The sequence below is a fragment of the Klebsiella sp. WP4-W18-ESBL-05 genome (assembly GCF_014169075.1).
GTDB classification, from domain to species: domain Bacteria; phylum Pseudomonadota; class Gammaproteobacteria; order Enterobacterales; family Enterobacteriaceae; genus Kluyvera; species Kluyvera ascorbata_B.
The window spans coordinates 4,422,918-4,448,113 of record NZ_AP022057.1; the positions used below are offsets into that span (position 1 = coordinate 4,422,918).

Annotated in this window: 22 protein-coding genes and 1 pseudogene; 3 read left to right on the forward strand and 20 right to left on the reverse strand. The window is 57.8% G+C overall.

All coding sequences use genetic code 11. The features are described from left to right. Positions 1–54: 54 nt before the first annotated feature. The 10 genes from dagF to pmbA form a co-directional block, all read right to left on the reverse strand. Positions 55–795 (reverse strand): 2-dehydro-3-deoxy-phosphogluconate aldolase, encoded by a 741-nt coding sequence (dagF, locus tag H7R58_RS21140; RefSeq protein ID WP_106927574.1) that lies wholly within the window; start codon positions 793–795, stop codon positions 55–57. Next, a complete protein-coding gene (locus H7R58_RS21145; RefSeq protein ID WP_182929570.1) occupies positions 792–1,910 on the reverse strand; it encodes a DgaE family pyridoxal phosphate-dependent ammonia lyase in 1,119 nt (372 codons plus the stop codon). The genes dagF and H7R58_RS21145 overlap by 4 nt, the downstream gene beginning before the upstream one ends. Next, complete coding sequence (locus tag H7R58_RS21150) at positions 1,894–3,027, reverse strand: amidohydrolase/deacetylase family metallohydrolase (protein ID WP_182929571.1); 1,134 nt, start codon at positions 3,025–3,027, stop codon at positions 1,894–1,896. The genes H7R58_RS21145 and H7R58_RS21150 overlap by 17 nt, the downstream gene beginning before the upstream one ends. Positions 3,028–3,131: 104 nt before the next feature. Next, positions 3,132–3,776, reverse strand: a complete 645-nt coding sequence (locus H7R58_RS21155; protein ID WP_065358444.1) for a DUF4310 family protein — start codon at positions 3,774–3,776, stop codon at positions 3,132–3,134. 12 nt (positions 3,777–3,788) lie between these two features. Further along, positions 3,789–4,565: a DUF4311 domain-containing protein gene (locus H7R58_RS21160; protein WP_065358445.1), complete on the reverse strand. Its 777-nt coding sequence runs from the start codon at positions 4,563–4,565 to the stop codon at positions 3,789–3,791. 21 nt (positions 4,566–4,586) lie between these two features. Continuing rightward, complete coding sequence (locus tag H7R58_RS21165) at positions 4,587–4,886, reverse strand: DUF4312 family protein (protein WP_182929572.1); 300 nt, start codon at positions 4,884–4,886, stop codon at positions 4,587–4,589. A gap of 1 nt (position 4,887) precedes the next feature. After that, a complete protein-coding gene (locus H7R58_RS21170) occupies positions 4,888–5,250 on the reverse strand; it encodes an SFCGS family glycine-rich protein (RefSeq protein WP_004206501.1) in 363 nt (120 codons plus the stop codon). Between the two features lie 10 nt (positions 5,251–5,260). Continuing rightward, positions 5,261–5,599 carry a glycine dehydrogenase gene (locus H7R58_RS21175; RefSeq protein ID WP_182929573.1) on the reverse strand — a complete coding sequence of 113 codons (339 nt, stop codon included), beginning with the start codon at positions 5,597–5,599 and terminating at the stop codon, positions 5,261–5,263. 289 nt (positions 5,600–5,888) lie between these two features. Beyond that, complete coding sequence (cybC, locus tag H7R58_RS21180; RefSeq protein WP_106927565.1) at positions 5,889–6,275, reverse strand: cytochrome b562; 387 nt, start codon at positions 6,273–6,275, stop codon at positions 5,889–5,891. Positions 6,276–6,335: 60 nt separating this feature from the next. Further along, on the reverse strand, positions 6,336–7,676 hold the full coding sequence (gene pmbA / locus H7R58_RS21185; RefSeq protein WP_182929574.1) for a metalloprotease PmbA: 1,341 nt from the start codon (positions 7,674–7,676) through the stop codon (positions 6,336–6,338). A 106-nt stretch (positions 7,677–7,782) separates the two neighbouring features. Between pmbA and yjgA the strand changes: the two genes are divergently transcribed. Then, positions 7,783–8,334, forward strand: a complete 552-nt coding sequence (yjgA, locus tag H7R58_RS21190; RefSeq protein ID WP_182929575.1) for a ribosome biogenesis factor YjgA — start codon at positions 7,783–7,785, stop codon at positions 8,332–8,334. 141 nt (positions 8,335–8,475) lie between these two features. Here the strand turns inward: yjgA and H7R58_RS21195 are convergent, their stop codons facing one another. Together H7R58_RS21195 and mpl are read right to left on the reverse strand one after the other, a co-directional pair. Beyond that, positions 8,476–9,000 (reverse strand): GNAT family N-acetyltransferase, encoded by a 525-nt coding sequence (locus H7R58_RS21195; protein ID WP_182929576.1) that lies wholly within the window; start codon positions 8,998–9,000, stop codon positions 8,476–8,478. A gap of 210 nt (positions 9,001–9,210) precedes the next feature. Beyond that, a complete protein-coding gene (gene mpl, locus H7R58_RS21200) occupies positions 9,211–10,581 on the reverse strand; it encodes a UDP-N-acetylmuramate:L-alanyl-gamma-D-glutamyl-meso-diaminopimelate ligase (protein WP_182929577.1) in 1,371 nt (456 codons plus the stop codon). Between the two features lie 176 nt (positions 10,582–10,757). Here mpl and fbp point away from each other — a divergent pair, with 176 nt between their 5' ends. Then, on the forward strand, positions 10,758–11,756 hold the full coding sequence (gene fbp / locus H7R58_RS21205; protein ID WP_106927555.1) for a class 1 fructose-bisphosphatase: 999 nt from the start codon (positions 10,758–10,760) through the stop codon (positions 11,754–11,756). 124 nt (positions 11,757–11,880) lie between these two features. Here the strand turns inward: fbp and H7R58_RS21210 are convergent, their stop codons facing one another. The 5 genes and pseudogenes from H7R58_RS21210 to ytfQ all read right to left on the reverse strand — a co-directional run bounded on the left by H7R58_RS21210 (position 11,881) and on the right by ytfQ (position 18,236). Beyond that, on the reverse strand, positions 11,881–13,443 hold the full coding sequence (locus H7R58_RS21210; RefSeq protein WP_182930676.1) for a methyl-accepting chemotaxis protein: 1,563 nt from the start codon (positions 13,441–13,443) through the stop codon (positions 11,881–11,883). Positions 13,444–13,529: 86 nt separating this feature from the next. Then, positions 13,530–14,531: a galactofuranose ABC transporter, permease protein YjfF gene (gene yjfF / locus H7R58_RS21215; protein WP_106927553.1), complete on the reverse strand. Its 1,002-nt coding sequence runs from the start codon at positions 14,529–14,531 to the stop codon at positions 13,530–13,532. After that, positions 14,521–15,541: pseudogene (gene ytfT / locus H7R58_RS21220) on the reverse strand (galactofuranose ABC transporter, ATP-binding protein YtfT); the annotation flags it as partial. The gene yjfF and the pseudogene ytfT, both read right to left, overlap by 11 nt. 13 nt (positions 15,542–15,554) lie before the next feature. After that, positions 15,555–17,057, reverse strand: a complete 1,503-nt coding sequence (gene ytfR / locus H7R58_RS21225) for a galactofuranose ABC transporter, ATP-binding protein YtfR (protein ID WP_182929580.1) — start codon at positions 17,055–17,057, stop codon at positions 15,555–15,557. Between the two features lie 222 nt (positions 17,058–17,279). Then, positions 17,280–18,236, reverse strand: coding sequence for a galactofuranose ABC transporter, galactofuranose-binding protein YtfQ (gene ytfQ / locus H7R58_RS21230; RefSeq protein WP_182934524.1), 957 nt, complete (start codon positions 18,234–18,236; stop codon positions 17,280–17,282). A gap of 402 nt (positions 18,237–18,638) precedes the next feature. Here ytfQ and ppa point away from each other — a divergent pair, with 402 nt between their 5' ends. Continuing rightward, positions 18,639–19,166, forward strand: coding sequence for an inorganic diphosphatase (ppa, locus tag H7R58_RS21235; protein WP_004109025.1), 528 nt, complete (start codon positions 18,639–18,641; stop codon positions 19,164–19,166). Between the two features lie 169 nt (positions 19,167–19,335). Here ppa and H7R58_RS21240 read toward each other — a convergent pair whose 3' ends face one another. From H7R58_RS21240 to tamA, 3 genes are read right to left on the reverse strand one after another with little or no spacing between them, the layout of a single operon-like run. After that, the gene (locus tag H7R58_RS21240) at positions 19,336–19,680 is read right to left on the reverse strand and encodes a gamma-glutamylcyclotransferase family protein (protein ID WP_064546942.1); all 345 of its coding nucleotides are present in this window, start codon (positions 19,678–19,680) and stop codon (positions 19,336–19,338) included. A gap of 2 nt (positions 19,681–19,682) precedes the next feature. Beyond that, positions 19,683–23,459, reverse strand: a complete 3,777-nt coding sequence (gene tamB / locus H7R58_RS21245) for an autotransporter assembly complex protein TamB (protein ID WP_182934525.1) — start codon at positions 23,457–23,459, stop codon at positions 19,683–19,685. Then, positions 23,456–25,189 carry an autotransporter assembly complex protein TamA gene (gene tamA, locus H7R58_RS21250; protein ID WP_106927543.1) on the reverse strand — a complete coding sequence of 578 codons (1,734 nt, stop codon included), beginning with the start codon at positions 25,187–25,189 and terminating at the stop codon, positions 23,456–23,458. Before tamA ends, tamB begins: the two co-directional genes overlap by 4 nt. Positions 25,190–25,196 lie beyond the last annotated feature (7 nt).

Consider the following 25,196-nt stretch of genomic DNA (forward strand, 5'->3'; position numbering starts at 1 on the left):
GTTTTTCTCCCTCTCCCCTATAGGGAGAGGGCCGGGGTGAGGGGGTTAATCGCACTACTTAACAAGCTGTTTCGTCATATCCAGCAGCTGACGCACATCCGCCGGGCGGGTATTGCCGCTCGCCTTATCAATAATCGAACTATAGATATGGGGGATAATTTTGCTTACCCCAGCATCCAGCGCAATTTTCAGGATTTCACCGTAGTTTTCCAGATCGATCCCGCCGGTAGGTTCCAGCCAGAAGTCATGCCGCGCGCAGGCTTCGGCCACGGCAATAAATTCGTCGCGGTGTTTCAGGCCGCCCATCGGGAAGTATTTGATTGAGCTGCCGCCCATATCCTTCAGCAGGGCAATGGCGGTTTCCAGCGGCACAATGCCGTCCGGCGCGTTGCTGGAGAGCGGGCCGGTGGAGATTTTAACCATGCCGACAGTACCGGTTGGCGACACCAGGCCGTTGACCACGGTCTCGCTCTGTCCCAGCAGCGCGCGACTGGTTGCCACGCCGGTGAAGACCTGGTTAACGTGCTGCGGCTGCACCTGACGGGAAATTTCGCTGACCATCGCCGACTGGTTCGGGTCGCCTGCGCCCAGACCTACAGACAGCGCGTTATCAATCCGTTTTGCGTATTCACGCATATCGGCCACCGCGCTGGCGATGTCCGGATAGTTTTTGGAGAGCACGCCCACCAGCACATGACCTTCCGCCGCTTCATAAATCTCGCTAGCGTTCTGTTTGCTGCCCGCCAGAACGTTCAGGCAGACGCGGTCACGGTAAAAGTTTGGGGTCAGTTTCATGCGTTATTCTCCTTGTTCAACACTTCGGCAATACGGCGAGCCACAATCTCCAGCTGCTGGGCATCCACGCTGCGAACATCGGCTTCAATAATGCCTTCATTCGCCTTGTAGCCGCGGAAATAGATAGCGTATTCACCCTGCTTCAGCGCGTTGACCAACGCGCCGGTATTCACGCCGGTCGTCGCCTCATCAAATTTAATTTCTGCGCGCGCGATATCTCGCCCGGCGCTGTCCCAGACGACGCGCGCGGTCACGCCGTTAAGCGTGTTGAGCTGCGCGATAAACGGCGTCATCTTCGCCACCATTTCAGCACCGCTCTCTTTGGTCGCCGTCAGGTAATGTTCAATGGCGCAGGTCAGGCCCAGAATGCCCTCTTTGCCCACCTTCATGGCGCGGCCGATGCCCATCGACTGACGTTTTACCCACTCGACGTACTGGGTTTTGCCAATCACCAGCCCGCTGGTCGGCCCTTCAATCGCCTTCGCACCGCTGTAGATAACCAGGTCAGCGCCCGCCTGGTAGTAGGCGTGCAGATCCTCTTCCGCCGCCGCATCCACAATCAGCGGCACATTATGGCTGCGCGCGACCGCCGCGGCCTGCGCGACGTTAAGCATGCTTTTCTGCACGCAGTGGTGAGATTTGATGTACAGAATAGCCGCGGTACGCGGGGTGATGGCTGCCGCCAGTTGGTCGGCAGAACACTCATTGGCATAGCCCGCTTCGACCAGCTTGCCGCCGCCCAGCGCCACCATCGTTCCCACCGGCGCGCCGAAGTTCACGTTATGCCCCTTCGGCAGCACAATTTCGTTGTTCTCAATCGGCGTCACGTGCAAATTTTCCAGCAGCCAATCGCTGTCTTTTACCAGCACCGCCGCCACGGATTGTGCGATACCGGCGGACGCACAAGACACCACCGTCGCCCCTTCTACACCCAGCAGCTTCGCGATATAAGCACCGGTTTTATTGACCAGATCTTTCATCTCAAAGTACTGGTTCATCCCGGCCATCGCCGCTTCAACCACTTCCGGGCGCGGGGTAGACACCCCGAGCGCCGTCATACGGCCTGAAGTATTAATCACTTGTTTTAAATCGTATTTCTCAAAAATCGAAGGCATTTTCCGCGCTCCCTTGTTCGGTCAAATAGCCCTTGCCCGCGCGAATCGCGGCAAGCGGCAGCAGAATCTTGTTAGCCTGTAGGCTCTCTTTTTCGGCATCCACCAGCACCGTGGGCGTCTGCGCGAGGGTAAACAGCGTGAGGTCCGCATCATAGCCAACCACCAGCCGCCCTTTGTGCGTCAGGCGAAGGCCGTCGGCGGCGTGAGTGGTCACACAGTCAATCACCTGCGGTAGCGACATACCGATAGCGAGGAATTTTGACATCACCAGCGCCAGCGAGCGCACCGGGCCGTCGATGCGGTTACGGCAGTAGATATCAGAGCTGATGGTGTGCGGCAAAATACCCATCGCAATCGCCCGGCGGGCCACTTCAAAGCTGAAGCTGGCGGTGCCGTGACCGACGTCCAGACGCACGCCGCGTTTCAGCGCCCGGACGATAGAACTGCGCAGTTCACCTTCCGGCGTCAGAATGCGGTTAGGTTTGCCGTTGTAGCAGTGGGTAATGATGTCGCCCGAACTCAGCAGTTCGGCAATCTCGTCGAGGTTTGGCGGGTTGTTGCCAATATGCACCATCAGCGGCAGGTCGCCGTTTTCTTTCTGAATCGCTTTACCCCGCTCCAGCGGCGTAATACCGTTTTCGCCGACCACGCTGCTGCTCATGCGCGCTTTCAAACCCACGATAAAGTCCGGGTGGCGCGCTACCGCTTGCTTCACCGCTTCGGCATCGATATTGGCCATATTGGCCAGTTCGTTCTGGGCAATCAGCCCGACGCGGGAAATATTGAGCAGCGCATAAACATCGGTCGCCGCTTTGCGGGTCAGCTGATAAAAGTCATCAACGTCGTCGGCGCCGGTGCTGCCCGCATCGATCACCGTGGTGACCCCGGTGGCGATACCCACGCTGTCCGGCTCGTCGTGATAAATCGGGGAATTCGGATAACAGTGGACGTGGGAGTCAATCCAGCCGGCGCTGACGTAATATTTGCCGTCCAGCACCACGGTTTTACGGGCAGGCGCGCTAATCTCGCCCAGCGCCGCGATTTTCCCGTCCAGAATGGCGATATCAGTCAGGGTATCGTCGACGAGGCGCGCACGGCGCAGGAGTAAATCAAACATATCTCTCTCCTGTTGGAATGGGGGGCGTGTAGGCCTGATAAGCGCAGCGCCATCAGGCAGCGTTGCCGGATGGCGGCTACGCCTTATCCGGCCTACCGCAAAACTTAGCTAATCGCTACCGGGAAGATGGAGCCGAGGATCATCGCCCCGAGGATCGCACCGCCGGTGATCGGCTTCTGCCAGATGTAGAACAGCAGCGCGCCCACCAGCGAACCGATACCGATAGGAATCGAAGCGGTCATGGCGCTGAGGATAATCAACGGGCCAAGGAAGCGGCCGGAGGCGTTACCCGCGCCCATCATCACGTCGGCCCCGTAGGTGGAGTCGCTCTGGTTAATGGTGAACTTACGCGCCAGGATGATGATGTAGCCAATCGCCAGACCAATCACCAGCCCGGTAATCAGGGAGGCGATAAAGTTGGTCACCGGGAACATGATGCCCGCGCCCAGCAGCAGCGCCGGGACGCCAAGGCCGACACCCGTTTGAATCGCGCCGCCGATATCAAGGATCCCCACCAGCGAACCTTCGATGATACGGGCGAACAGGAAGCTCGCGCCGAACGCCGCCACCGCGCCGTAAGCCCCGGTATCAATCCCGGCCTTCAGCATCGCCACGAAGGCCACTTCGTTGAAGGCGCCAATGCCGTAGAGGTAGTACATGTGCGTCCCGGCAAACACGCCGGAAGAGAGCAGGCCAACGAAGATCGGGAACGACCAGTCGGCATACCAAAAACCTTTATTCTGTTCCATATCAGGCTCCTGTTATTTACCGCTGATTGAGCTGTGGATCAGATCCAGCCAGTTCGGTACGGTCAGGTGGAAGGATTCAATCATCTTCATGTCGAAACCGCGGAAGAAGGCGCTCAGGACGAACAGCGCAACGATGGCGCCCATCATCACTTTGGTCACGCGGTGCCAGCCGCTCTCTTCAACGCCTTTACCAATCAGAATACCCAGCACCAGGCCCGGTACGGCGTTGCCCATAATCAGCTGCGCCGCGCCGCCGAAGATGGTGGCCCAGAAGCCGGATTTTTTGCCCGCATCGATCGCCGCCAGCCAGAAAATAACCGGCATCACGGTGTTCACCAGCAGGTTGGCTGCCGGAACCAGTACTTTAACTGCCGTCACCTGCAGCGCCTGCGGTACGGAAGAGGCGGTCAGGTTGAGGAAGGCCACCACAATCATGCCGATGATGCCGCAGGCAATCGCCATTTTTCGCGGATCATGCAGCGTCTCGCCGACGTTGCGATTCTTAATCATCAGCGCCGCCGCGCCCCAGTTCGGGATAATGCGGTGGTCAACGTCCTGGGTGAAAGAACCTGCTGCAACGGAAGAAGCCCAGGCGTTAAAGAAGAAACCGAGGCCAAAGGAGAAGTGGGAAGCCGGATCGCCTTCACAGGAGTTCAGCTCGCCCAACGTACGAAACGCCCCCATCCCCTGCGTGGTGGGCGCATGAAACATGCGTGCCGCTCCGGCGCCCACGCCGACGCCAACCAGGCCGCCGATAATGAGCGATTTTATTAAAATTATCAGGAACATAGTCTGACCCTTTGGTAAAAATCAGGTTTGCGTGACGAAATCCACTTTATCGATGTCGATGGCGGTCACGTTGACGGTAACGTCCAGCTCCACGCTGTACGTTCGTCGTTCACGGCGTAAAAAGAAGAATAAAAATGCCTCTTTTCGTACCGCTTCGCGCGCATGAACAACCGCCACATCCTGTGGCTCAATACGCAGTAGGATGCGCGATGATGTTTTCATCACCGCTGCCTGCACGTGGTTCAGGGCATCGGCGAACGCCCGTGTTTTGCTCTCGCCTTTGCCCGTGACCCTCACCGTGGTGGTGAATTGCTCTTTCATATCAAGCGCCGTACTTCTTCTTCCAGGCCTCTACCAGGCGTTCGCCCAGCTCTTCTTTGTCCATAAAGCCGAAGCCCAGCACGTTGCAGCCTTCGTTGATGGCCGTCACGCCTTCTTCCACCGAACGCATGCCGTATTTTGCTTTGTAGCCGTACTTAGTCTGTGCGGTAATAGCGCCCGCGCCGCCGCTGCCGCAGAAGGAGATGCCGAAAGTGGCGTTCTCGGCCTTCATCATGTCGCCCAGCTTCATGTCGGCGGCTACGCCCGGTACTACAACTGCACGAGCACCGGCTTTTTCCGCGCCAGCTGCCACTTTTTGTCCTTTACCCAGGCGGTCGCCAATGACTACGGTGATCTGTTCCATTTATTGCTCCTTACAGGTTGTCTTTTGCTACTTCGAAGTGAACGGAAAGCAGCCACGCCTCTTCATCAGGCAGGTTGCCGAACTCCGCGACCACTTCACGGGCAAGCATCATTGAATCGTCAGAAATCTCTTCAAACAGGCTGGCATCCACTTCCGGCAGCGGCTCGCCGCTGATGGACCGGTGGGCCATGGCCCGCACGTGGGAGGTCAGCATTTGCTCCTGCACGTCGTTAGGGGTGATGTCGCGGCGGCGTAACAGTGCGAACACCTGCTGCAACATTTTGTCGGCCAGCCGTTCGGTCTGTAGCGCCTGCTCCCCTGCGTCGTGTATTACCGCTCCGTTATTCACTCGTGTTACCCCGCTAATGTCTCTGGGGATAAACCTAACGCCGGGGGGTGGGAGTTTGTAGCGAGTTGTTTTCCACTTCGAAGTGGAAAGGTAGACGGCTTGAGTGATCGGATTCACACATTCACCACGAAAATAACGATTTCGATATATTCGCGTGATGAATGTCACGTCTGTGGGACAAGGTCATTGGAAAAGTGCATGGTAAAACGAAGGTGAAAAGTGTGATATCGGTGAAGTTTTGCGGCAGAGAAAGACGGAAGGTATCGGGCGATACCTTCCGGAGAAAGGATTAGCGGAACTTCTTGTGGTTCTCGTTGCGGGTGGTTTTGAAATCTTCCGCGGCGGCCTGAGCTTCTTTCACTTTGCCCTCGTTCGCCAGCTTCAAAGCCCCGTCAATCTGACCAATCAGGGTATCCAGACCGTGGCGATAGTCTTTCATTTCAGCGCTGTCAGCCGCTTTGCCTTCCAGCTTCGGCGGGGTCTCTTTTTTGGCATCTTCTGCTGCGGTGCGCATCTTGGTCAGCGCCGCTTTCAGCTCACCGGCGTCGGTGGACTTCTGCACGATCTGCAGATTTTCCGCCAGGGTGTCCATATCTTCGCCCAGATCGGCAAACGCCGACGCCGAACCCAGCGCCAGCGCGGAGACCGCCAGCATCGCTACCAGTTTTTTACGCATTGCTCACTTCCTTTTTATTATTTAAGTAAGCGGGCGCTGCAGGATGCGCCCGGCACGTGATTACTGCCCGGCGATTTTCATCTCCGGTAACAGTACGGAACCACATTGAATATTACTGCGTGTCTCAATATCGTCGGCGATGGTGACCATATTGCGCCACATGTCTTTCAGGTTGCCAGCGATGGTGATTTCACTCACCGGATACTGAATCTCGCCGTTTTCAACCCAGAAGCCGGATGCACCGCGTGAATAGTCGCCGGTGATGCCGCTAACACCCTGCCCCATCAGTTCTGTGACGACAAGACCCGTGCCCATCTCTTTAAGCAACTTTTCAAAACTCAGGCCGCGCCCCTTGATACGCCAGTTGTGGATGCCGCCCGCGTGGCCGGTGCTCTTCAGGCCCAGCTTACGCGCGGAGTAGTTGGTCAGCAGCCACTGGGTGAGGATGCCGTCTTTAATAATATCGCGACGCTCGGTGCGCACGCCTTCGCTGTCGAACGGCGTGGAGGCCAGCCCTTTCAGCAGATGCGGGTGCTCTTCAATAGTCAGCCACTCCGGCAGAATTTGCTTGCCGAGGGAATCGAGCAGGAAGGTGGATTTGCGGTACACCGAGCCGCCGGCGATGGCGCCCACCAGGTGACCAAACAGCCCGGTCGCGACTTCATTAGCGAAGATAACCGGCGCCTGCATGGTGGAAAGTTTACGTGGTTCCAGGCGAGACAGGGTGCGGCGCGCGCACTCTTCCCCTACCCACTCCGGCGTTTGCAGGTCGCCCAGCGCACGGCCGATGGTGTAGGCGTAATCGCGTTCCATGTCGCCGTTGGCTTCGGCAATCACGCAGCTCGACAGCGAGTGGCGGGTGGAGCTGTAGCTTTGCAGCATGCCGTGGCTGTTGCCGAACACCTTAATGCCGTAGTGGCTGTTGAAGCTGCCGCCCTCGGTATTCGTAATGCGTTTGTCCGCTTTTAGCGAAGCCTGCTCGGCGCGCGCGGCCAGTTCGATAGCCTCATCCGGGGTGACTTCCGCCGGGTGGAACAGGTCGAGATCCGGCGCATCAAAGGCCAGCAGCTCTTTATCTGCCACGCCCGCACACGGGTCCGGCGACGTGTAGCGCGCAATATCCAGCGCCGCCTGCACGGTACGGGCAATGGCGTCCGGGCTCAGGTCGGTAGAGGACGCGCTGCCTTTACGATTCTGGTGATAAACGGTGATCCCCAACGCGCCGTCGCTGTTGAATTCGACGTTTTCGACTTCACCGTAGCGCGTGCTGACGCTGATACCGGTGGTCTTGCTGACCGCGACTTCTGCGCCGTCCGATTGACCTGCCGCCAGCTCTAATGCCGTGGAGACTGCTTTTTCCAGCGCAATACGTTGTTCCGCAACTTGTGTGATCACTTTCATCGTCTAAGCCATAATCTGAGGTAAAGTTAAATGAAGTCTAACAGAGAACCCTTTCTCAGTATGCGCTCAAGCTGTTAGTATTAGCCTCTTTTTTAAGGAGCCTGAAATGACAAAGCAGCCCGAAGACTGGCTCGACGAAGTCCCCGGTGATGATATCGAGGACGAAGATGATGAAATTATCTGGGTCAGCAAGAGTGAAATTAAACGTGACGCCGAAGAGCTGAAGAAGCTTGGTGCGGAACTGGTGGATCTCGGGAAGAACGCCCTGGACAAGATCCCACTGGACGCCGACCTGCGCGCCGCCATTGAGCTGGCGCAGCGTATTAAAATGGAAGGCCGTCGCCGCCAGCTGCAGCTGATTGGTAAAATGTTGCGCCAGCGCGACGTTGAGCCGTTCCGCCAGGCGCTGGATAAGCTGAAAAACCGCCACAACCAGCAGGTTGTTGTTTTCCATAAGCTGGAGCAACTGCGTGACCGTATGGTTGATGGCAGCGATGAAGCCATCGAAGAAGTCATGAACCTGTGGCCTGACGCCGACCGTCAGCAGCTGCGTTCGCTGGTACGCAACGCCAGGAAAGAAAAGGCTGGCAACAAGCCGCCGAAATCTTCCCGCCAGATTTTCCAGTATCTGCGCGAGCTATCGGAACACCAGGATTAAGCTTCCGTAAAATGCCCTCTTCGTGAGGGTATTTTTTTGCCATTCGCTAACGTTGGCGCAGACTGTAGGCCGGATAAGGCGTTTACGCCGCCATCCGGCAATCTGCGCTTGCATCGCCTGATGGCGCTTCGCTTATCAGGCCTACCGGCCCATGACGACATCACGTAAATCGCTGTTGAAGCGCTGGTACTGCACCTCATCAATCGGCTGCGGGTAGCTCAGCACAATTAATTCGTGATCGGCGATACCGGCGTGATAGGTCGGATGCGTATGCGGCCACGGGTTAGCGAAGAACCCCATGCCCTCATAAAAACGCAGGCGCTTGTGGGCAATGTCGGTGGTCAACGGGTCAATTTCCAGAATCGTTTTCGGCGCACGTTCGAGGATCTGCCCTAGCAGACGTTTGCCGTAGCCCTGAGAGCGTAGGCTGCTGTCAACCGCCAGATGTTCAATGTAGACGTAGCCGTCAAACGTCCAGCATCCGCTCATGCCAATAAACTGCTCACCGTCGAACCACGCTTCCAGTGCGTAGTGCGGCGAGTTGAGGGCGCGCTGTTTGGCGGGGAGTTCGCGCTGTTCGTGCCAGGGAAAGGCGTGGGTGTATAGGGTGTCCAGTGGGGGGAAGAAAACGGAGTCGGTTGAGGTAATTTTTTGAGCGGTTAGCATTTTTTGGGATTCCGGGGAAAGGGCTGGATCGAGCGAGCCCCCTCACTCCGGCCCTCTCCCAAAACGGGCGAGGGAGAAAACCGGCCGGGCCTTCTGCCCGCATGGCGAGGGAGAAAACCGACCGTGCTAGCGGCTCGATCGGTCCCCTCTCCCCCGTGGGGAGAGGGTTCGGGTGAGGGGAGAAAACCCGCTCAGCGCAACATCAGCGAATTACTCCTGCTGCGCTTTCTTCGCCAGCCCGTCGAGCAGCTTCTGATGAATGCCGCCGAAGCCGCCGTTACTCATCACCAGAATATGGTCGCCTGGCTCGGCGCTTTTGACGATCATATCCGCCAGCGTATCCACGTCGGCGCTCCAGTGCGCAGGCTGCACGCAGGCCTCTGCCACTTCCGCCACCTGCCACGGGATATGCTGCGGCTGCAGCAGGAAGACTTCGTCCGCGCGGCCCAGCGATGGCGCCAGGTCGTCTTTGCAGACGCCCATTTTCATGGTGTTCGAGCGTGGCTCCAGCACGGCAATAATTTTCGCCGTACCGCCGACTTTACCGCGCAGCGCTTGCAGCGTCGCGAGGATAGCCGTTGGGTGATGTGCGAAGTCGTCGTAAACGCAAACGCTGTTAGCTTCACCGCGCAGCTCCAGACGGCGGCGGGCGTTAATAAAGCTACCCAGCGCGTTGGCCGCATCGGCCGGGGTCACACCCACATGACGCGCGGCGGCAATCGCCATCAGCCCGTTATGCATGTTGTGTTCGCCGACCAGGCCCCACTTCACTTCGCCGACTTTTTCACCGTCGAGCAGCACTTCCCACTCGGAGGCGTCGGTATTGAGTTTCTTCGCCTGCCAGTGGCCCTGTTCGCCCACCAGCTCCTGTTCGCTCCAGCAGCCCATCGCCATCACCTGCTTCAGGTTCGCGTCGTTTTCCGGCAGGATAATGCGGCCCTGGCCCGGAACGATGCGCACCAGATGGTGGAACTGTTTCTGGATAGCTTTCAGATCGTCGAAGATGTCCGCATGATCGAACTCAAGGTTGTTGAGGATCAGCGTACGCGGGCAATAATGCACGAATTTAGAACGCTTATCGAAGAACGCGCAGTCGTATTCATCGGCTTCAATCACGAAGAACGGGCTGTCGCCCAGACGCGCGGAAACCTCAAAGTTGCCCGGCACGCCGCCGATCACAAAGCCCGGCTTATAGCCGCACTCTTCGAGGATCCAGGTCGCCATCCCGGCGGTGGTAGTTTTACCGTGGGTACCGGCAACGGCCACGACCCAGCGATCGCGCAGCACGAAATCGTGCAGCCACTGCGGCCCGGACATGTACGGAATGTTCTTCTCCAGCACCGCTTCCACGCACGGGTTACCGCGCGTCATGGCGTTGCCAATGATGACCAGGTCAGGCTGCGGATCAAGCTGGCTGGCGTCATAGCCCTGAATTAAATCAATGCCTTGCTTTTCAAGCAGCGTGCTCATCGGGGGATACACATTGGCATCCGAACCCGTGACTTCGTGACCCAGCGAACGTGCCAGCATCGCCAGACCGCCCATGAAGGTGCCACAAATACCCAAAATATGAATGCGCATACGTCACTATCCTTTTTTTATCTGCCCCGCATTTTACCCATATGTTTGCCGGCAGAGAAATGCATTTCAGGATATTCCGTAGTTTGCTGGCGCGATTCACCTGTGCGATTTTTTTTTATTCTTTGTTAGTATTGTTGCAGCCGTTTTACTCAACATCCACTGTCAGGGAAAGTGTTATGAAAACGTTAGGTGAATTTATTGTCGAGAAGCAGCACGAGTTCTCTCATGCTACCGGTGAGCTCACTGCTTTGCTGTCGGCAATAAAGTTAGGTGCCAAGATCATCCACCGCGATATCAACAAGGCCGGTCTGGTCGATATCCTGGGTGCCAGCGGCGCTGAAAACGTACAGGGAGAAGTACAACAAAAGCTCGATCTGTTCGCGAACGAGAAACTGAAAGCAGCGCTGCGTGCACGTGATATCGTCGCCGGTATCGCCTCCGAAGAAGAAGACGAAATCGTCGTCTTTGACGGCTGTGAGCACGCAAAATACGTGGTCCTGATGGACCCACTGGATGGCTCATCTAACATCGACGTTAACGTCTCTGTCGGTACCATCTTCTCTATCTACCGCCGCGTGACCCCGGTGGGCACCCCGGTTACCGAAGAAGACTTCCTGCAGCCGGGTAACCGCCAGGTCGCCGCTGGCTATGTGGTTTATGGCTCCTCAACCATGCTGGTGTACACCACCGGCTGCGGCGTGCATGCCTTCACCTATGACCCGTCGCTGGGCGTGTTCTGCCTGTGTCAGGAGCGCATGCGCTTCCCGCAGCGCGGCAGCACCTACTCCATCAACGAAGGGAACTACATCAAATTCCCTAACGGCGTGAAGAAATACATCAAATTCTGCCAGGAAGAAGATAAAGCCACGCAGCGTCCGTATACCTCCCGCTATATCGGCTCTCTGGTCGCCGACTTCCACCGTAACCTGCTGAAAGGCGGCATCTACCTGTACCCAAGCACCGCCAGCCACCCGGAAGGGAAACTGCGCCTGCTGTACGAGTGCAACCCGATGGCATTCCTGGCGGAACAGGCCGGCGGTAAGGCCAGCGACGGTAAAGAACGCATTCTGGATATTCAGCCGGAAAGTCTGCACCAGCGCCGTTCGTTCTTCGTCGGCAACGACCATATGGTTGAAGACGTTGAGCGTTTGATTCGTGAGTACCCGGACGCGTAATCGCAGCATCCCGGCCTACATCACCCTGTAGGCCGGATAAGCGAAGCGTCGTCCGGCACGATGCGGTGATATAGCCGGATGGCGGCGTAAACGCCTTATCCGGCCTACAATATCGGAAACCTGATTAAGACACCTGCAACCTGAACGACGCCATTGCCGCCGTCAGCGCCTGCGACTGTTCTTCCAGCGAGCGGGTTGCCGCAGAAGACTGCTGTACCAGCGCCGCGTTCTGCTGCGCGGTTTCATCCATCTGGCTCACCGCAATATTGACCTGCTCGATGCCGCGGCTCTGCTCCTGCGAAGCGCTGGCGATTTCGCGCATCAACTTCGTCATGCGCATGACCTCACCGGCAATCTCGTCCATGGTTTCCCCGGCCTGCTGCGCCAGGTCGCTGCCTTCGTTCACGTGAGTCTGCGAGTCGGCAATCAACTGGCGAATCTCTTTTGCCGCATCGGCGCTGCGGCTGGCGAGGTTCCGCACTTCCCCTGCAACAACGGCAAAACCACGCCCCTGCTCACCGGCGCGGGCCGCTTCTACCGAAGCGTTCAGCGCCAGAATATTGGTCTGGAAGGCAATACCGTCAATCACGCCGAGGATGTCGGCAATACGTTTGGCGCTACCGGTGATATCCTGCATTTTCTCAATGACATAGCACACCATCTCGCTGCCGCGATCGGCGGTATCGGAAACCGCCTGCGCCAGTTTATGCGCCTGATCGGCGTTGTCGGCGTTCTGCTTCACGGTGGCGGTCAGCTCTTCCATACTGGCGGCGGTTTGCTCCAGCGAAGTCGCCGTGGATTCCGTACGCTGCGCCAGATGGTTGTTGCCCGCCGTCAGCTCACGGCTGCCGACATCAATCTGCGAACTGGCGTCACGCACCCGCAGCACCGAGTTCATCATCGACTCGCGCATACCGGCAATCGCCACGTTCAGGCGTTGAATCTCCGCGCCGCTGGCTTCCAGCGAGGCAGGGGTTAAATCGCCGCTGGCCACGCGCTCCAGTTGGCCAATCGCCGCCGCCAGCGGCTTCAGCAGCAGATGACGCAGCTGGAACCAGCCCAGCGCCATCACGCCGGCGGTCAGCGCGATAGCGATGATCATCAGCGTCAGTACCTGATTTTTCGTGCTGTGCACCGCCGCCACTTCGCGCTGCCCGCGCAATTCGCCCCAGTCCTGGAAAGCGTGAACGGCGTTATCAAACTGACGGGAGACGGGAATCATGGTCTTTTCCAGCAGATCATAATAGCTGTCGACATTTTGCTGATTCAGCGCCGTCAGCATCGGTTTGATCGCCTGAACGTTATAAATTTCAAAGCTTTTCGCCACATTAGCCATCAGCTTCGCGCCGTCGGCATCGTCCATCGATGACTGACTCACGCGGGTGATGATCTTCTGCGCCATAGCCACTTCCCCGTCCAGGCCTTTAACGGCTTTCGCCGCATCATCCAGCATACCGATTTCCATCAGCCTGACCGCCTGGCTGGCTTCATTACGCGCGCGCAGCAGCAGCGTGTAACCTTCGTTGAGCTGGGTCATTTGCTCGCTCTGCAGGTGGTCGATGCGCTGAAGCGAAGCGGAACTTTGGGTGAGAGCATAAATGCCGATGCCGCTGACCAGGATCAGCAGGAGGGTCATCACGGCGAGCAGGGACAGCAGGCCGGTACGGATAGAGAGCGTTTTTAGCATCATAGTGTTGTCCGGTAGCAGGGGTACTGTTTGGCGTAAATGATTGGTATCGGCTGCTACCGGAAAAACTTTAGCGTTTCAGTATGTTAGTTCTTTGTTAGCGAGACATCGACGCGGGTTACTGCGGCATTCTGCCGGTTCTCCCACATCACCGTTAGCCCGCGCTGAAGGGCGATAAAAATAAACAGCAGAACCCCGATGGCAATCTTAGTCCACCATGAACTCAGCGTGCCGTCGAAGTTGATGTAGGTCTGAATCAGCCCCTGAATCCCCACCCCGAACAGCGTCCCCAGCACCGTACCGACACCGCCGCTCAGCAGCGTGCCGCCAATCACCACTGACGCGATGGCGTCGAGCTCAACCCCCACGCCCGCCAGCGCGTAGCCCGCCTGGGTGTAAATTGAGAAGACAATGCCCGCCAGCGTTGCCAGCCCCGTCGACAGCATATAAATACGCACGATGGTGCTGCGGGTTGGGATGCCCATCAGATTGGCCGAGGTGGCGTTACCACCAATAGCGTAGACCTGGTTGCCAAAGCGCGTGCGGTGGGCAAGAAATATCCCCAGCACCACGATCAACAACATCAGTAGCCCCATGGCGCTTAGCCGTCCGCCGCCGGGGATCGTCCACGCCAGGCCGGAAAGCGTGTCGTACAGCGGATGATCGATAGGAATCGACTCTTCAGACACCAGATAGCTGACGCCGCGCAGGAAGAACATCCCGGCCAGCGTAATAATAAATGCCGGGATCTTCAGTGCATCAATCAGCCAGCCCATAAACGCACCGAAAGCGCAGCCCATCACCAGCACCAGCGGGAAGGCCACCAGCGGCGACAGCCCCCAGTAGCCAATCGCTTTGGCAAGGAAAACGCCGGTAAAGGCGATCACCGAACCCACGGAAAGATCGATACCGCCAGAGAGGATCACAAAGGTCATCCCCACTGCCACAATGCCCAAAAAAGCGTTGTCGGTCAGAATATTGCAGATGACCCGCGTCGATGCGAAGCCGGGAAACTGGGTCAGGCAGTAGAGATAGCCAAGCACAAACACGCCCAGGGTGATCATCAGCGGCAAATGACGTTTTATCATGGCCCCCGCCTCCTCTTCAGCAGTTGAATAAATCGCGGAGACTGGACGATGAGAACGCACATCACCACCACCGCTTTGACCACCTGATTTAGCTCCGGCGGGAAGCCGGAGAGCAAAATCCCGGTGTTCATCCCCTGAATAATGAGCGCACCGACGACCGACAGCAGCAGGTTAAAGCGCCCGCCCATCAGCGAGCCGCCGCCGATCACCACCGCCAGAATGGCGTCCAGCTCCAGCCACAATCCGGCGTTGTTGGCATCGGCGCCGCGAATATCCGCCGCCACGATGGTACCGGCAATCGCCGCGCAAACGCCGCTCAGCACATAGGCCAGCATCACCACAATACGGGTATTCACACCGGCGTTTTTCGCCGCACGAATGTTGATGCCCACCGCTTCAATAAACATCCCGAGCGCGGTTTTACGGACCAGCACCCAGAAGATCACCAGCGTAAGCAGCGCGATAATCACCGGGGTCGGAAATAACAGCAGCTTACCGCTGCCGATCCACGCCAGCGACGGCGAATCGAAGGTAACGATCTGCCCGGAGGTGATCAGCTGCGCCACCCCGCGTCCAGCCACCATCAGGATCAGCGTGGCGACAAACGGCTGGATTTTAAGGAGCGCCACCAGAATGCCGTTCCACAGCCCCGCCAGCACGCCGGCACCCAGCGCCGCCAGCAGCACAACCGGTAGACTGTGCCCGGCGACGGTCATGGAGGCAGCGGTCGCACCAGCAATGGCCATCACCGCACCGACGGAAAGATCGATACCGCCGGTGGCAATCACCAGCGTCATGCCGATCGCCAGCAGCGCCACCGGGGCCGCGCGGTTGAGAATATCAATCGGGCTACCGAACAGGCGGCCGTCCTGAAGCGTGACCTGGAAAAAGTGCGGTGCCACCAGACTATCGACCAGCAGCACCAGAATTAACGCCGCAATCTGCGGCATGCCCGGTGGCCAGCGGAAACGGCGCTCGGGCTTAGCGGGTTGAGGAACGGTTCGGGGCATCACGGTTAACTCCTTAGGCCGCAATAGCGTTCATGATGGCGGGAACGGAAAGCTCAGCGAGCGGGATCTCCGCCACCTGTTGGCGATCGCGCATGATGATCACCCGGTCGGCGTAGCCCACCAGCTCTTCCAGCTCGGACGAGATCACCAGCAGCGCCAGGCCATCCGCACAAAGGGTTTCGATCAGGCGGATAATCTCCGCGTGCGCGCCCACGTCGATCCCGCGCGTGGGTTCATCCAGGATCAGGAACTGCGGCCGCGTCAGCAGCCAGCGCGACAGCAGCACCTTCTGCTGATTGCCGCCGGAAAGAAACTCCACCGGCTGCTCGGCGCTGGGCGTGCGGATCGCCAGCTGGCGGATAAAGCGCGCCGCAATCTCGTTTTGCTCTTTACGCGGAATCGGCCGTAGCCAGCCGCGCTGCGCCTGGAGCGCCAGAATGATGTTTTCCCGCACCGACGCGGCGGCAATAATGCCGTCGGTTTTGCGATCCTCCGGGCAGAAGCCGATCCCCAGACAGGAGGCCTGATGCGGCGATCGCAAGGTTTGCGGTTTTCCTTTGATCGTCGCCTGGCCGCTGTCGGCGGGATGAATGCCGAAGATTACCTCCGCGGTTTCGGTGCGCCCGGATCCGAGCAATCCCGCCAGGCCAACGATCTCGCCGGGCCTCACGTGCAGATCGAACGGCGCGATGGTGCCTTTTTTGCCGTACCCCTCGAACGAGGCGACCGGTTTATCGCTCAGTAACGTACGCCCGGCGCGCTGCAACGCCTGATGCTCCAGCTCACGGCCGAGCATCATTTTGACCAGTTCAATTTGCGGCAGCTCGCGCGTTTCCCGGCAGCCGACGAACGATCCGTTGCGCAGTACCGTGATCCGATCGCTGACCGCATACACCTGATCGAGGAAGTGGGTGACGAAGATCAGGCTAACGCCCCGATCGCGCAGCTGGCGCATCAGGGTGAACAGCATCTCAACCTCTTTGGTATCCAGACTGGCGGTGGGTTCATCGAGGATCAGCACTTTTGCCGACAGGTCGATCGCCCGGCAGATAGCCACGATCTGCTGCATCGCTACGGAAAAACGGTTCAGCGGCTCACGCACGTCGAGGGAAAAACCGTAGGACGCCATCAGCGCCGTGGCGCGTCGCTCCATCTCTTTACGCCGCAGAAAGCCACATCGCTTCGGCTCACGGCCAATAAACAGATTATCCGCCACCGACATGTTCGGCAGCAGGTTCACTTCCTGGTAGACCGTGCCGATACCCAGCTGCTGGGCATGGGCGGTGTTTTTCGGCTGAATTTGCTGGCCTTCAAGCCAGATGCTGCCGCCGTTGGGGTGATAAACGCCGGTCAGCGCTTTGATAAGCGTGGATTTGCCCGCACCGTTTTCGCCGAGCAGCGCCATAATTTCACCGCGCCGCAGGCTGAAGTTGACGTTATCCAGCGCTTTGACGCCGGGAAAGTACTGACAGAGCCCCTCGGTGCGGAGGATTTCCGGGTTGGTTTCAGTGGTCATGGTGCGCTCCCCCTCACCCTGGCCCTCTCCCCAAGGGGAGAGGGGACGTATTGTGCCTGACTTGCAGCCCGCACCGCTCGGCGAGGGGCTCGCTCCTGTAGGCCGGATAAGGCGCGACAGCGTCGCCATCCAGCATGGTTGCATTGCCTGATGGCGCTTCGCTTATCAGGCCTACCGGTTTGCAGGCCCGATATGTGAAGCGCCATCAGAGGGGGTTATCCCTTAGTACCCCATATTTTTCTTCTTCTCTAACTCTTCTTTCGCCGTATCCGGCAGGTACAGCGTAGACTTGGTGAGGGTCACTTTTTCCGGCAGGGTGCCGTCTTTTTTGAATTTCTCCAGCGCATCAAACGCCGGGCCGGCCATATTTGGCGTCAGCTCGACGCTGGCGTTGGCTTCGCCGGCAATCATCGCTTTGTAGATATCCGGTACGCCGTCAATCGAGCCGGTGAGAATATCTTTGCCCGGCTTCAGTCCGGCCTCTTTGATGGCCTGAATCGCCCCAATCACCATGTCGTCGTTATGCGCGTAAACCATGCAGATATTCTTGCCGTTGTTCTCCGCCTTGATGAAGCTCTCCATCACCTCTTTGCCCTTACTGCGGGTAAAGTCGCCGGACTGGGAACGGATAATCTTGATGTTAGAGGCTTTAGAAATCGCATCGGCAAAACCTTTCTTACGGTCAATCGCCACGCTCGCACCCACCGTCCCTTGCAGCTCCACCACGTTACACGGTTTGCCATCAACGGTTTTAATCAGCCATTCGCCAATCAGCTGCCCTTCCAGCACGTTATTGGCGGTGACGGTGGTCATGTACAGCGATTTGTCTTTCACATCGATAGAGCGGTCGAGCAGGAAGACCGGGATGTTGGCCTCTTTGGCTTCTTTCAGCACCGGCTCCCAGCCGGTGGCCACCACCGGGGCAATAAAGATAGCGTCCACACCCTGGGCGATGAACGAGCGGACGGCTTTAATCTGGTTTTCCTGTTTTTGCTGGCCGTCGGCAATCTTCAGCGTGATGCCGCGTTTTTCCGCTTCCTGCTTCGCGACGCTGGTTTCCGCCGCGCGCCAGCCGGATTCAGAGCCGACTTGCGAAAATCCTACCGTTAAGGGTGCAGCCATGACCATAGACGACATGGCTGCGGAAACTGCTGTAACAAGAAGTAAGCGTTTCCACATAGAGGTATCCTCGTAGGGTTATTGTTGGTCAGAGATTCATCTGCGGAAAAACTATAGACAATAGGGTATGTAACGGAATGCGTTACATCACACTTCAAAAAAGTAAATTAGTTGTTAAGCAACGGTACAATGAGGAGTTCAGGGAGGAGTAGGCGTTGCGCACCCATTGACGGCTATCGTTTTTGTGGAAATTTTGCACGCCGTGCGGTCATTTTTCACCGTGATGTAAACGGTTTCACGTTTTTATTCAGTATGCAGCTAACTTTATGGATTTTTCGGTCATCGGAAGGGGCTGAAAAGTGCAGGTCTGCAGGCGCCCGCGATAAAACAGCTCAAGACTTTCGCAGCGAGTTGGCTATAATACCGGGCACTAGTTTGCCACACATTCTAAAGGAAACAGACATGAGCTTACTCAACGTCCCTGCGGGTAAAGATCTGCCGGAAGACATCTACGTAGTTATCGAAATCCCGGCTAACGCAGATCCTATCAAATACGAAGTCGACAAAGAGAGCGGCGCGCTGTTCGTTGACCGTTTCATGTCCACCGCGATGTTCTATCCGTGCAACTACGGTTACATCAACCACACCCTGTCTCTGGACGGTGACCCGGTTGACGTACTGGTCCCGACCCCGTACCCGCTGCAGCCGGGTTCTGTGATCCGTTGCCGTCCGGTTGGCGTACTGAAAATGACCGACGAATCCGGTGAAGATGCGAAACTGGTTGCGGTACCGCACACCAAGCTGAGCAAAGAATACGATCACATCAAAGATGTGAACGACCTGCCGGAACTGCTGAAAGCGCAGATCACCCACTTCTTCGAGCACTACAAAGACCTCGAAGCGGGCAAATGGGTTAAAGTTGACGGCTGGGACAACGCTGAAGCGGCTAAAGCTGAAATCGTTGCTTCCTTCGAGCGCGCGAAGAAATAAGATTTCTTCCCGAGCCAACAAAAACACCGCCTTCGGGCGGTGTTTTTGTTTGTAGGCCGGATACGACAATGCCGCCATCCAACAAATGTGCACGCTATTGCCTGATGGCGCTGCGCTTATCAGGCTTACCAAAAAATAACGCCACCCGAAGGTGGCGTTGTTGTCATATTCAATACTGGTCTTTATCCAACCAGTTGCCGCTTTCTATCAGCTTCAGCCCGTCGACCGGGCGCTGATAGACGTACATCCAGGCGCTGCCATAGGGCGTCTGGATGAGATGACGTGCATATTCGCCCGCTTTGGTGCGCAGCGCATCCAGTTCGGCCAGCGTCGAGGCGTCAATCCGATAAACTTCACCGTGTACTGTGCCATCGCCGGGCACCGCGCCTGGATAGTGGCCCAGGCTGTACAGTTGATAATCGGTCACGCTGTGATCGCCCAGCCACTGAGCGTTGGTCATCCAGTGGCTGTTGCCTTGTTTGCGCCGTAAACTGCCGTAAACAAATATTCGCATTGCTAAAACTCAAACTGATAGAGCAAATCGAGCGCCTGGTCTACGCCAGACACCGCTTCCAGATACAGCTTAGGCATCAGGCGATAGCGTAACGTGAGCGTCGCTAACGAGTCAAAGATCCCAACGCCATATTTCACCTGCAGACCCGGCAATACGTAACCGCTGACCACCACCTGGGAGGAGTCGCCCACCCCTTGGGTATCCAGCGCCAGATTACTTACGCCAAACGTCTCGCCGATTTTACCCACAACCTGACCACTTTGTGCAACCCCCATACCAATAAGCATGGAAGTCATCGCGGCGCTGTCGCTCTGACCGCTGTCTAATCCCTGTCCACGAATCAGGTAAGAGAGCGCTTCTTGCTGCGACATTGCCGGATCGGAGAAGACTTCCGCCTTCGGCTGATCGGCCGTACCGGTGACGCGAACACCGGCGATCACGTCGTTTTCTGTCGCATCCGGGTTACGAATAGCTTCAATATTCAGCAGCGGCTGATCCGGCGGGCCGGAGAACAGCAGCTCACCTTTACGCACAATCAGATCCTGCCCGTAGGCGTGGAAGCGCCCTTCCGGGATATTGATCTGCCCGTTCAGGCCCAGCCCCTGTTTATCCTGCGCAACTTTCAGATCGCCGGTCAGACGCGCTTTCAAGCCAAATGCGTCCAGCCGTACGTTGTTGCCGACGTGAATAGTCAGGTTGCTGTTGATCGGGATCGATGCCGATTTGGTCTCTTTCGGCTGCAGATCGTTATTCAACATCACTTCATCGCTGGAGACGCCCACCGCGCTTTCCGGGACCTCTTTCACCACAATGCGCGCCCACGGTACATCGACGCTGCCATCGAGCGTAAACAGGCTCGGCGTGGCGTTAAATTCGACGTCCGGTGAAACATCAAGGCGTACCATCGGCGGTACGGTAATCCGCACCCGCGAGCCTTTCGCGGCAATGCGCGCGCGCCAGTTTTCAATCTGCCGCCAGTCCGCGTCGCCGTTCAGGCTAATCTGCCCCTGCGAGGTACGCACTTCGCCCTGCAGCGTCGACGTCGCGCCGTTGAAGTTCATTGTCAGCTGGCTTGGCTGCATATCGAACGGCATAAAGTTACCGTCCACATCGATACCGTTAAGCTGCATCTGACCGAACATCAGCGGGCTTTTCACGTCGCCACCGAGGCGCAGATTCGCATTGACCGTACCGGCCGCTTTTTCGCCGCGCGAGAAAATCGGGTTGATCATCGCTAGCGAGAAGTTACGGACGTTGACGTTACCGCCCAGATTACGCCGTCCCTGTGGGTCGGTAACCTGCACCTGTCCATCTAACTGGCCGTTGTTGGTCAGACGAATCAACCAGCCCAACTCGGCGCGGTTGTTGTGCAGATCGGCGCTGAGGTTAAGCGTATCGAACGCCACCGGCAGCGGCGCGTTGTTGACGATTTGCGTCACCTTAACGTTACGCCCGGAGAGCGTCACTTTGCCCTGCGGCAGCCCTTCTTTGGTGGTATCCCATGCCACATCCGCATTGCCGCTGAATACGCCGCTGGCCTGGGTTTCCTCTGGCATAAACGGCTTGAGCATCGCCAGGTCGAAGCGGTTAAGATTCACCACCGCGCGCCCCGCCGCGCCGGCATCAATCGTCTGCGGCACGCACAGCTCGGCGTTCGGGTTCACCCAGCAGTGTGGCCCGATGCTGATTTTCTGCTCCAGATTGCGGTAGTCCAACGCGATATCGCGGTTGATAGACCACGGGCCGACCGGCGTCTGGAAGCGGGTATTGCTTAACGCGCCCTTCCAGCGTTCTTCTTTACGGTCGAAGCTACCCGCCAGCGCCAGCTGGCCGGAGACCGGCTCGCCCTGAATTTGCAACTGCAAGGAATGCTGCTTTTCGTTGCCCTTCGCCGCCAGATGTACCAGCCCAATATTGACGTCCGGCTGAACGATGCGTTCAACGCGCACGTCAAGGTTGCCGCCGATCTGGTCGGTGGATTTCACGTCGCCATCAACGCGCACCAGGCCAATCGACAGCGCCTGCCAGCGCAGGCCGCGTGCGGTGATATCGGCCAGCAGCTGCGGCGCGTCAACCGTACCACGCACCTTCACCAGCCCTTTGGCGGTACCGCCGAGCCCCGGCAGCATGTTGTCGAGCTTCGGCGCATCGATATTGGCGTCAAGCTCGAGGTCTTTCACCCCCAGCTCGCCTTTCACATCCATGGTGTTGTTGCCCAGCGCGACATGCAGCCCAGGAATGGTCCATTGCAGGTAGCTGTTACCGCGCAGCGCGCCGTCAACGTTGACTTTGTTCTGCTTCACGTTGCCGGTAATTTTCACTTCCGGCACGTTCATCTGCCAGCTGCCGCCGTACAGGCTGCCGTTGGTTTTGATAAGCCCGTCCAGCTTCGACGGCCAATCGGGTGCCAGCTTCGCGGTGTTAATCCCGCGTAGCGCCAGCTCGCCGCGCCAGCTGATCGCCTGCTGCCAGTCCAGCAGCGCGGTCAGCTCGGTTTTGCCTTCCAGCGCCGCCACGGTGAACTTATCGAGGCTCACCTGGCGTTCGTTACCTTTGGCATCCACCGTGATATCCGCCGGCGGCACGCCCTGCCCTTTCACTGCGGTGCGGAACGACAGCGTGTAGTCGGTCATCTTGCCGCCCAACTTCAGCTTCAGATCGTCGGCCTGGAACTGCTTCTCGCCGGTAAATGGCCAGTACAGCTGCTTGCTGTTGACCTCAAGGTTGAACGGCAGCCCGGCTTCTGCCAGCTGCGCCTGCGCCCGAATGGCCATATCAACCGGGCCGGAGAGGTTAACCCCCACTTCCAGCTGCTTGCGCACCGCGCCGCCCACCTTCAGCTTCACCTTTTCCCCCTTCAGCGGGTCAATATTGAGCGTGCTGTTGAGGGTCAGGTCGACCGGCCAGTCGTTAATGAGCGTCGCGGTTCCGCTGGCGTTCACCGTGCCCTGGCTGGAGTCGATGTCCAGCGTGTCGAGCTTCATGTTGCCGTCGATGCTGCTCACCTTCAGCAGCATTTTGTACACCGTCAGGTCGGTGTCGCCGGTGATGCGCAGCTGCTCACCGCTAAAGGATTCGATATTCAGGTTGAGCGGCAGATGAACGTCGGTCATCTCCGGCAGCACCGGTTTGGAGAACAGCTCGGTCAGGGTTTCGCCCAGCGGTTTTTCCTGCGGCTGCGGGTTGTCGATTTTCGGCTCAACCACCTCTTTCTGCGCCACATCGGCGACTTTCGGCAGCGCGATCAATAGCCCTTGCAAGGTCGTCGGCGTCAGCGTCAGGTTCTTCTCCTGCCACGTCAGGCCGCTGGAAAAGTCCATGACCGACACCGTAGTATCATCAATCTTGATATTGACGTTATTCAACGCCACCCGGTTCAGGGTGATGGGATACGGGGTGGAGAGATTCAGCGGGCCGCTGTCTTCTTCCTTTACCGGCGCAGCGGGCGGCATTTTACTGCTGTCGATTGCCACGTTGATGTCGCGCAGCGCGATGTCGTTCACGCACAGGTTGCTGTGCCACAGGCAGCGGAGGTTAACGGCAAGATGAAACTCACCGGCATCTACCGCCACGCCCGGCTGGGTATAGCGCACCTTTTTGAGCGTCAGGTCACGCCAGCCGCCGGTTACCTGGCCAATTTCCAGCCCCGGTACCCAGCGGTTCGCCGCGTTAAACAGCAGATGCAAACCCGTGGTGGTGCCAATCAGGAAGCCGACGATGCCGAGCAGCAGCACCAGAAAAATCAGTACCCCGAGGCTTATTTTTTTCCATAACTTCATAGCTCAGGCCCCAGACCGATATAAAACTGCAATCCATGTTCATCTTTGTCGCCGACCGGAACGGCAAAGTCGAGCTTGATGGGCCCCACCGGCGACTGCCAGCGTACGCCCACGCCCGCGCCTTTTTTCCAGTCGCTCTGGCGAATATCGCTGACCGCTTCACCGCCGTCGACGAACACCGCCCCCCACCATTTCCCGCTGACGTTGTACTGATACTCCAGCGAGCCGGTGGCCAGCTTTGAGGCACCAATCAGCTTGCCGTTATCATCCCGCGGGGCGATGGATTTGTATTTATAACCGCGAATGCTGCGGTCGCCGCCGGCGAAGAAACGCAGATCCGGCGGTACGCGATCGAAGTCGCCGGTTTCAATCCAGCCGAGGTTACCGCGCATCACGAAGCGGTGGCGATCGTAGAGGGTGCGAATCCAAACGTTCTGCGCCTGAATCACCGAGAAGTCGACGTCCGAACCCCATGCGGTATTGGAGTAGTCAATCGAGTAACGCTGAGAATCGCCCCAGGTTGGCATCAAACCACCGCGCGAACGCGTGCGGCTGATAGACACGCCAGGATAGAACAGCATCGTGGTATTGGTGACGTTTGCCTGGGTAAAGTGGTCGAGGCTCCAGCGCAGGTTAATCGCCCGCTGCCAACCGCTGGACAGATCCCAGAAACGCGAGACGGCAAGCGTGGTGGAGTCCGCTTTGGTGTCGTTGAGGTCGGTGCTTTTAAAACCGCCCTGCACCAGATAGTACTGTTCCAGCGGATTTTTCAGCAACGGCATCTTGTAGCTGAAGTCGAGCTGCTGTTCCGGCGACGAGACGCTGACGCTGGTCGTCAGGCTGTGGCCGTAGGAGTTAACCCACGGTTTACGCCATGACGCTTTCACTCGTGGTCCCACGTCGGTAGAAAAACCGCCGCCCAGCTCTACGGTGTTTTCGCTGCGCGGCGAAACAACGCCATGCAGCGGTAAAACCTTAGTTTTTCGGGATTTATCAAACTCTGGCGCCACCACTACCGAGTTAAACCATCCGGTCGCTGACAGACGACGGTTCAGTTCAGCCAGATCGCTGGACTGGTAGTCATCGCCTTTTTTGAACGGCACCAGATGCTGCAGATAGTCTTCACGAATCTGCGAACCTTCGAAGGTCACATCGCCGAAGCGGTAACGTTCGCCGCTGTCGTAGTCAATGTCCCAGAACGCCTGATGGCGGTCGAGCGCAATGCCAAGCTGGCTCTTTTTAAACTCGCTGTCAAAGTAGCCTTTACGCAGCGCCACGCTGGTTAACGAACTTTTGAAATGATCGTAATCACCATGATTGAGCACCGTGCCGATTTTCGGCCGGGTTTTCAGCAGCGCTAAATAGTCGCTGTCGGTGCGCGCCCCGCCGCGCAGGATGACATCGGTGCCGCCAATGCGCACCGGTTCCCCCGGCGTCACTTTCGCCAGCAGCACCTGACGGCCTTTCGCCGGCGGCGGCTTCAGTTCGAAGTCGATGGTCGGTTCATAATAACCGAGCGCCTTTAGCCCCTCACGAATGGCATCGTCCACGCGCGCACGGAAGCGGCGATCCGGCGTCACCTCATCGCTGTCGATCGTCGAAAGCTGGGCTCGCACATTTTTTTGTAGTTCACCGGAAAGCCCTTCAACCTGTAGACGGATGTTTGCTGCACTGGCAATGCCGCTGGTCAACAGTAGGCTCACCACACATAAATGGCCGATTTGTCGCACTTTTTCT

Excerpts from the sequence above, each read along its gene's own strand:
- mpl (WP_182929577.1), bottom strand. The coding sequence starts at position 10,581 with ATGCGCATTCATATTTTGGGTATTTGTGGCACCTTCATGGGCGGTCTG.
- fbp (WP_106927555.1), top strand. The coding sequence starts at position 10,758 with ATGAAAACGTTAGGTGAATTTATTGTCGAGAAGCAGCACGAGTTCTCT.
- H7R58_RS21195 (WP_182929576.1), bottom strand. The coding sequence starts at position 9,000 with ATGCTAACCGCTCAAAAAATTACCTCAACCGACTCCGTTTTCTTCCCC.
- H7R58_RS21240 (WP_064546942.1), bottom strand. The coding sequence starts at position 19,680 with ATGCGAATATTTGTTTACGGCAGTTTACGGCGCAAACAAGGCAACAGC.
- H7R58_RS21160 (WP_065358445.1), bottom strand. The coding sequence starts at position 4,565 with ATGTTCCTGATAATTTTAATAAAATCGCTCATTATCGGCGGCCTGGTT.
- H7R58_RS21165 (WP_182929572.1), bottom strand. The coding sequence starts at position 4,886 with ATGAAAGAGCAATTCACCACCACGGTGAGGGTCACGGGCAAAGGCGAG.
- yjgA (WP_182929575.1), top strand. The coding sequence starts at position 7,783 with ATGACAAAGCAGCCCGAAGACTGGCTCGACGAAGTCCCCGGTGATGAT.
- H7R58_RS21210 (WP_182930676.1), bottom strand. The coding sequence starts at position 13,443 with ATGCTAAAAACGCTCTCTATCCGTACCGGCCTGCTGTCCCTGCTCGCC.
- H7R58_RS21150 (WP_182929571.1), bottom strand. The coding sequence starts at position 3,027 with ATGTTTGATTTACTCCTGCGCCGTGCGCGCCTCGTCGACGATACCCTG.
- tamB (WP_182934525.1), bottom strand. The coding sequence starts at position 23,459 with ATGAAGTTATGGAAAAAAATAAGCCTCGGGGTACTGATTTTTCTGGTG.
- ytfQ (WP_182934524.1), bottom strand. The coding sequence starts at position 18,236 with ATGTGGAAACGCTTACTTCTTGTTACAGCAGTTTCCGCAGCCATGTCG.
- H7R58_RS21145 (WP_182929570.1), bottom strand. The coding sequence starts at position 1,910 with ATGCCTTCGATTTTTGAGAAATACGATTTAAAACAAGTGATTAATACT.
- dagF (WP_106927574.1), bottom strand. The coding sequence starts at position 795 with ATGAAACTGACCCCAAACTTTTACCGTGACCGCGTCTGCCTGAACGTT.
- yjfF (WP_106927553.1), bottom strand. The coding sequence starts at position 14,531 with ATGATAAAACGTCATTTGCCGCTGATGATCACCCTGGGCGTGTTTGTG.
- H7R58_RS21155 (WP_065358444.1), bottom strand. The coding sequence starts at position 3,776 with ATGGAACAGAATAAAGGTTTTTGGTATGCCGACTGGTCGTTCCCGATC.
- ppa (WP_004109025.1), top strand. The coding sequence starts at position 18,639 with ATGAGCTTACTCAACGTCCCTGCGGGTAAAGATCTGCCGGAAGACATC.
- H7R58_RS21170 (WP_004206501.1), bottom strand. The coding sequence starts at position 5,250 with ATGGAACAGATCACCGTAGTCATTGGCGACCGCCTGGGTAAAGGACAA.
- cybC (WP_106927565.1), bottom strand. The coding sequence starts at position 6,275 with ATGCGTAAAAAACTGGTAGCGATGCTGGCGGTCTCCGCGCTGGCGCTG.
- pmbA (WP_182929574.1), bottom strand. The coding sequence starts at position 7,676 with ATGAAAGTGATCACACAAGTTGCGGAACAACGTATTGCGCTGGAAAAA.
- ytfR (WP_182929580.1), bottom strand. The coding sequence starts at position 17,057 with ATGACCACTGAAACCAACCCGGAAATCCTCCGCACCGAGGGGCTCTGT.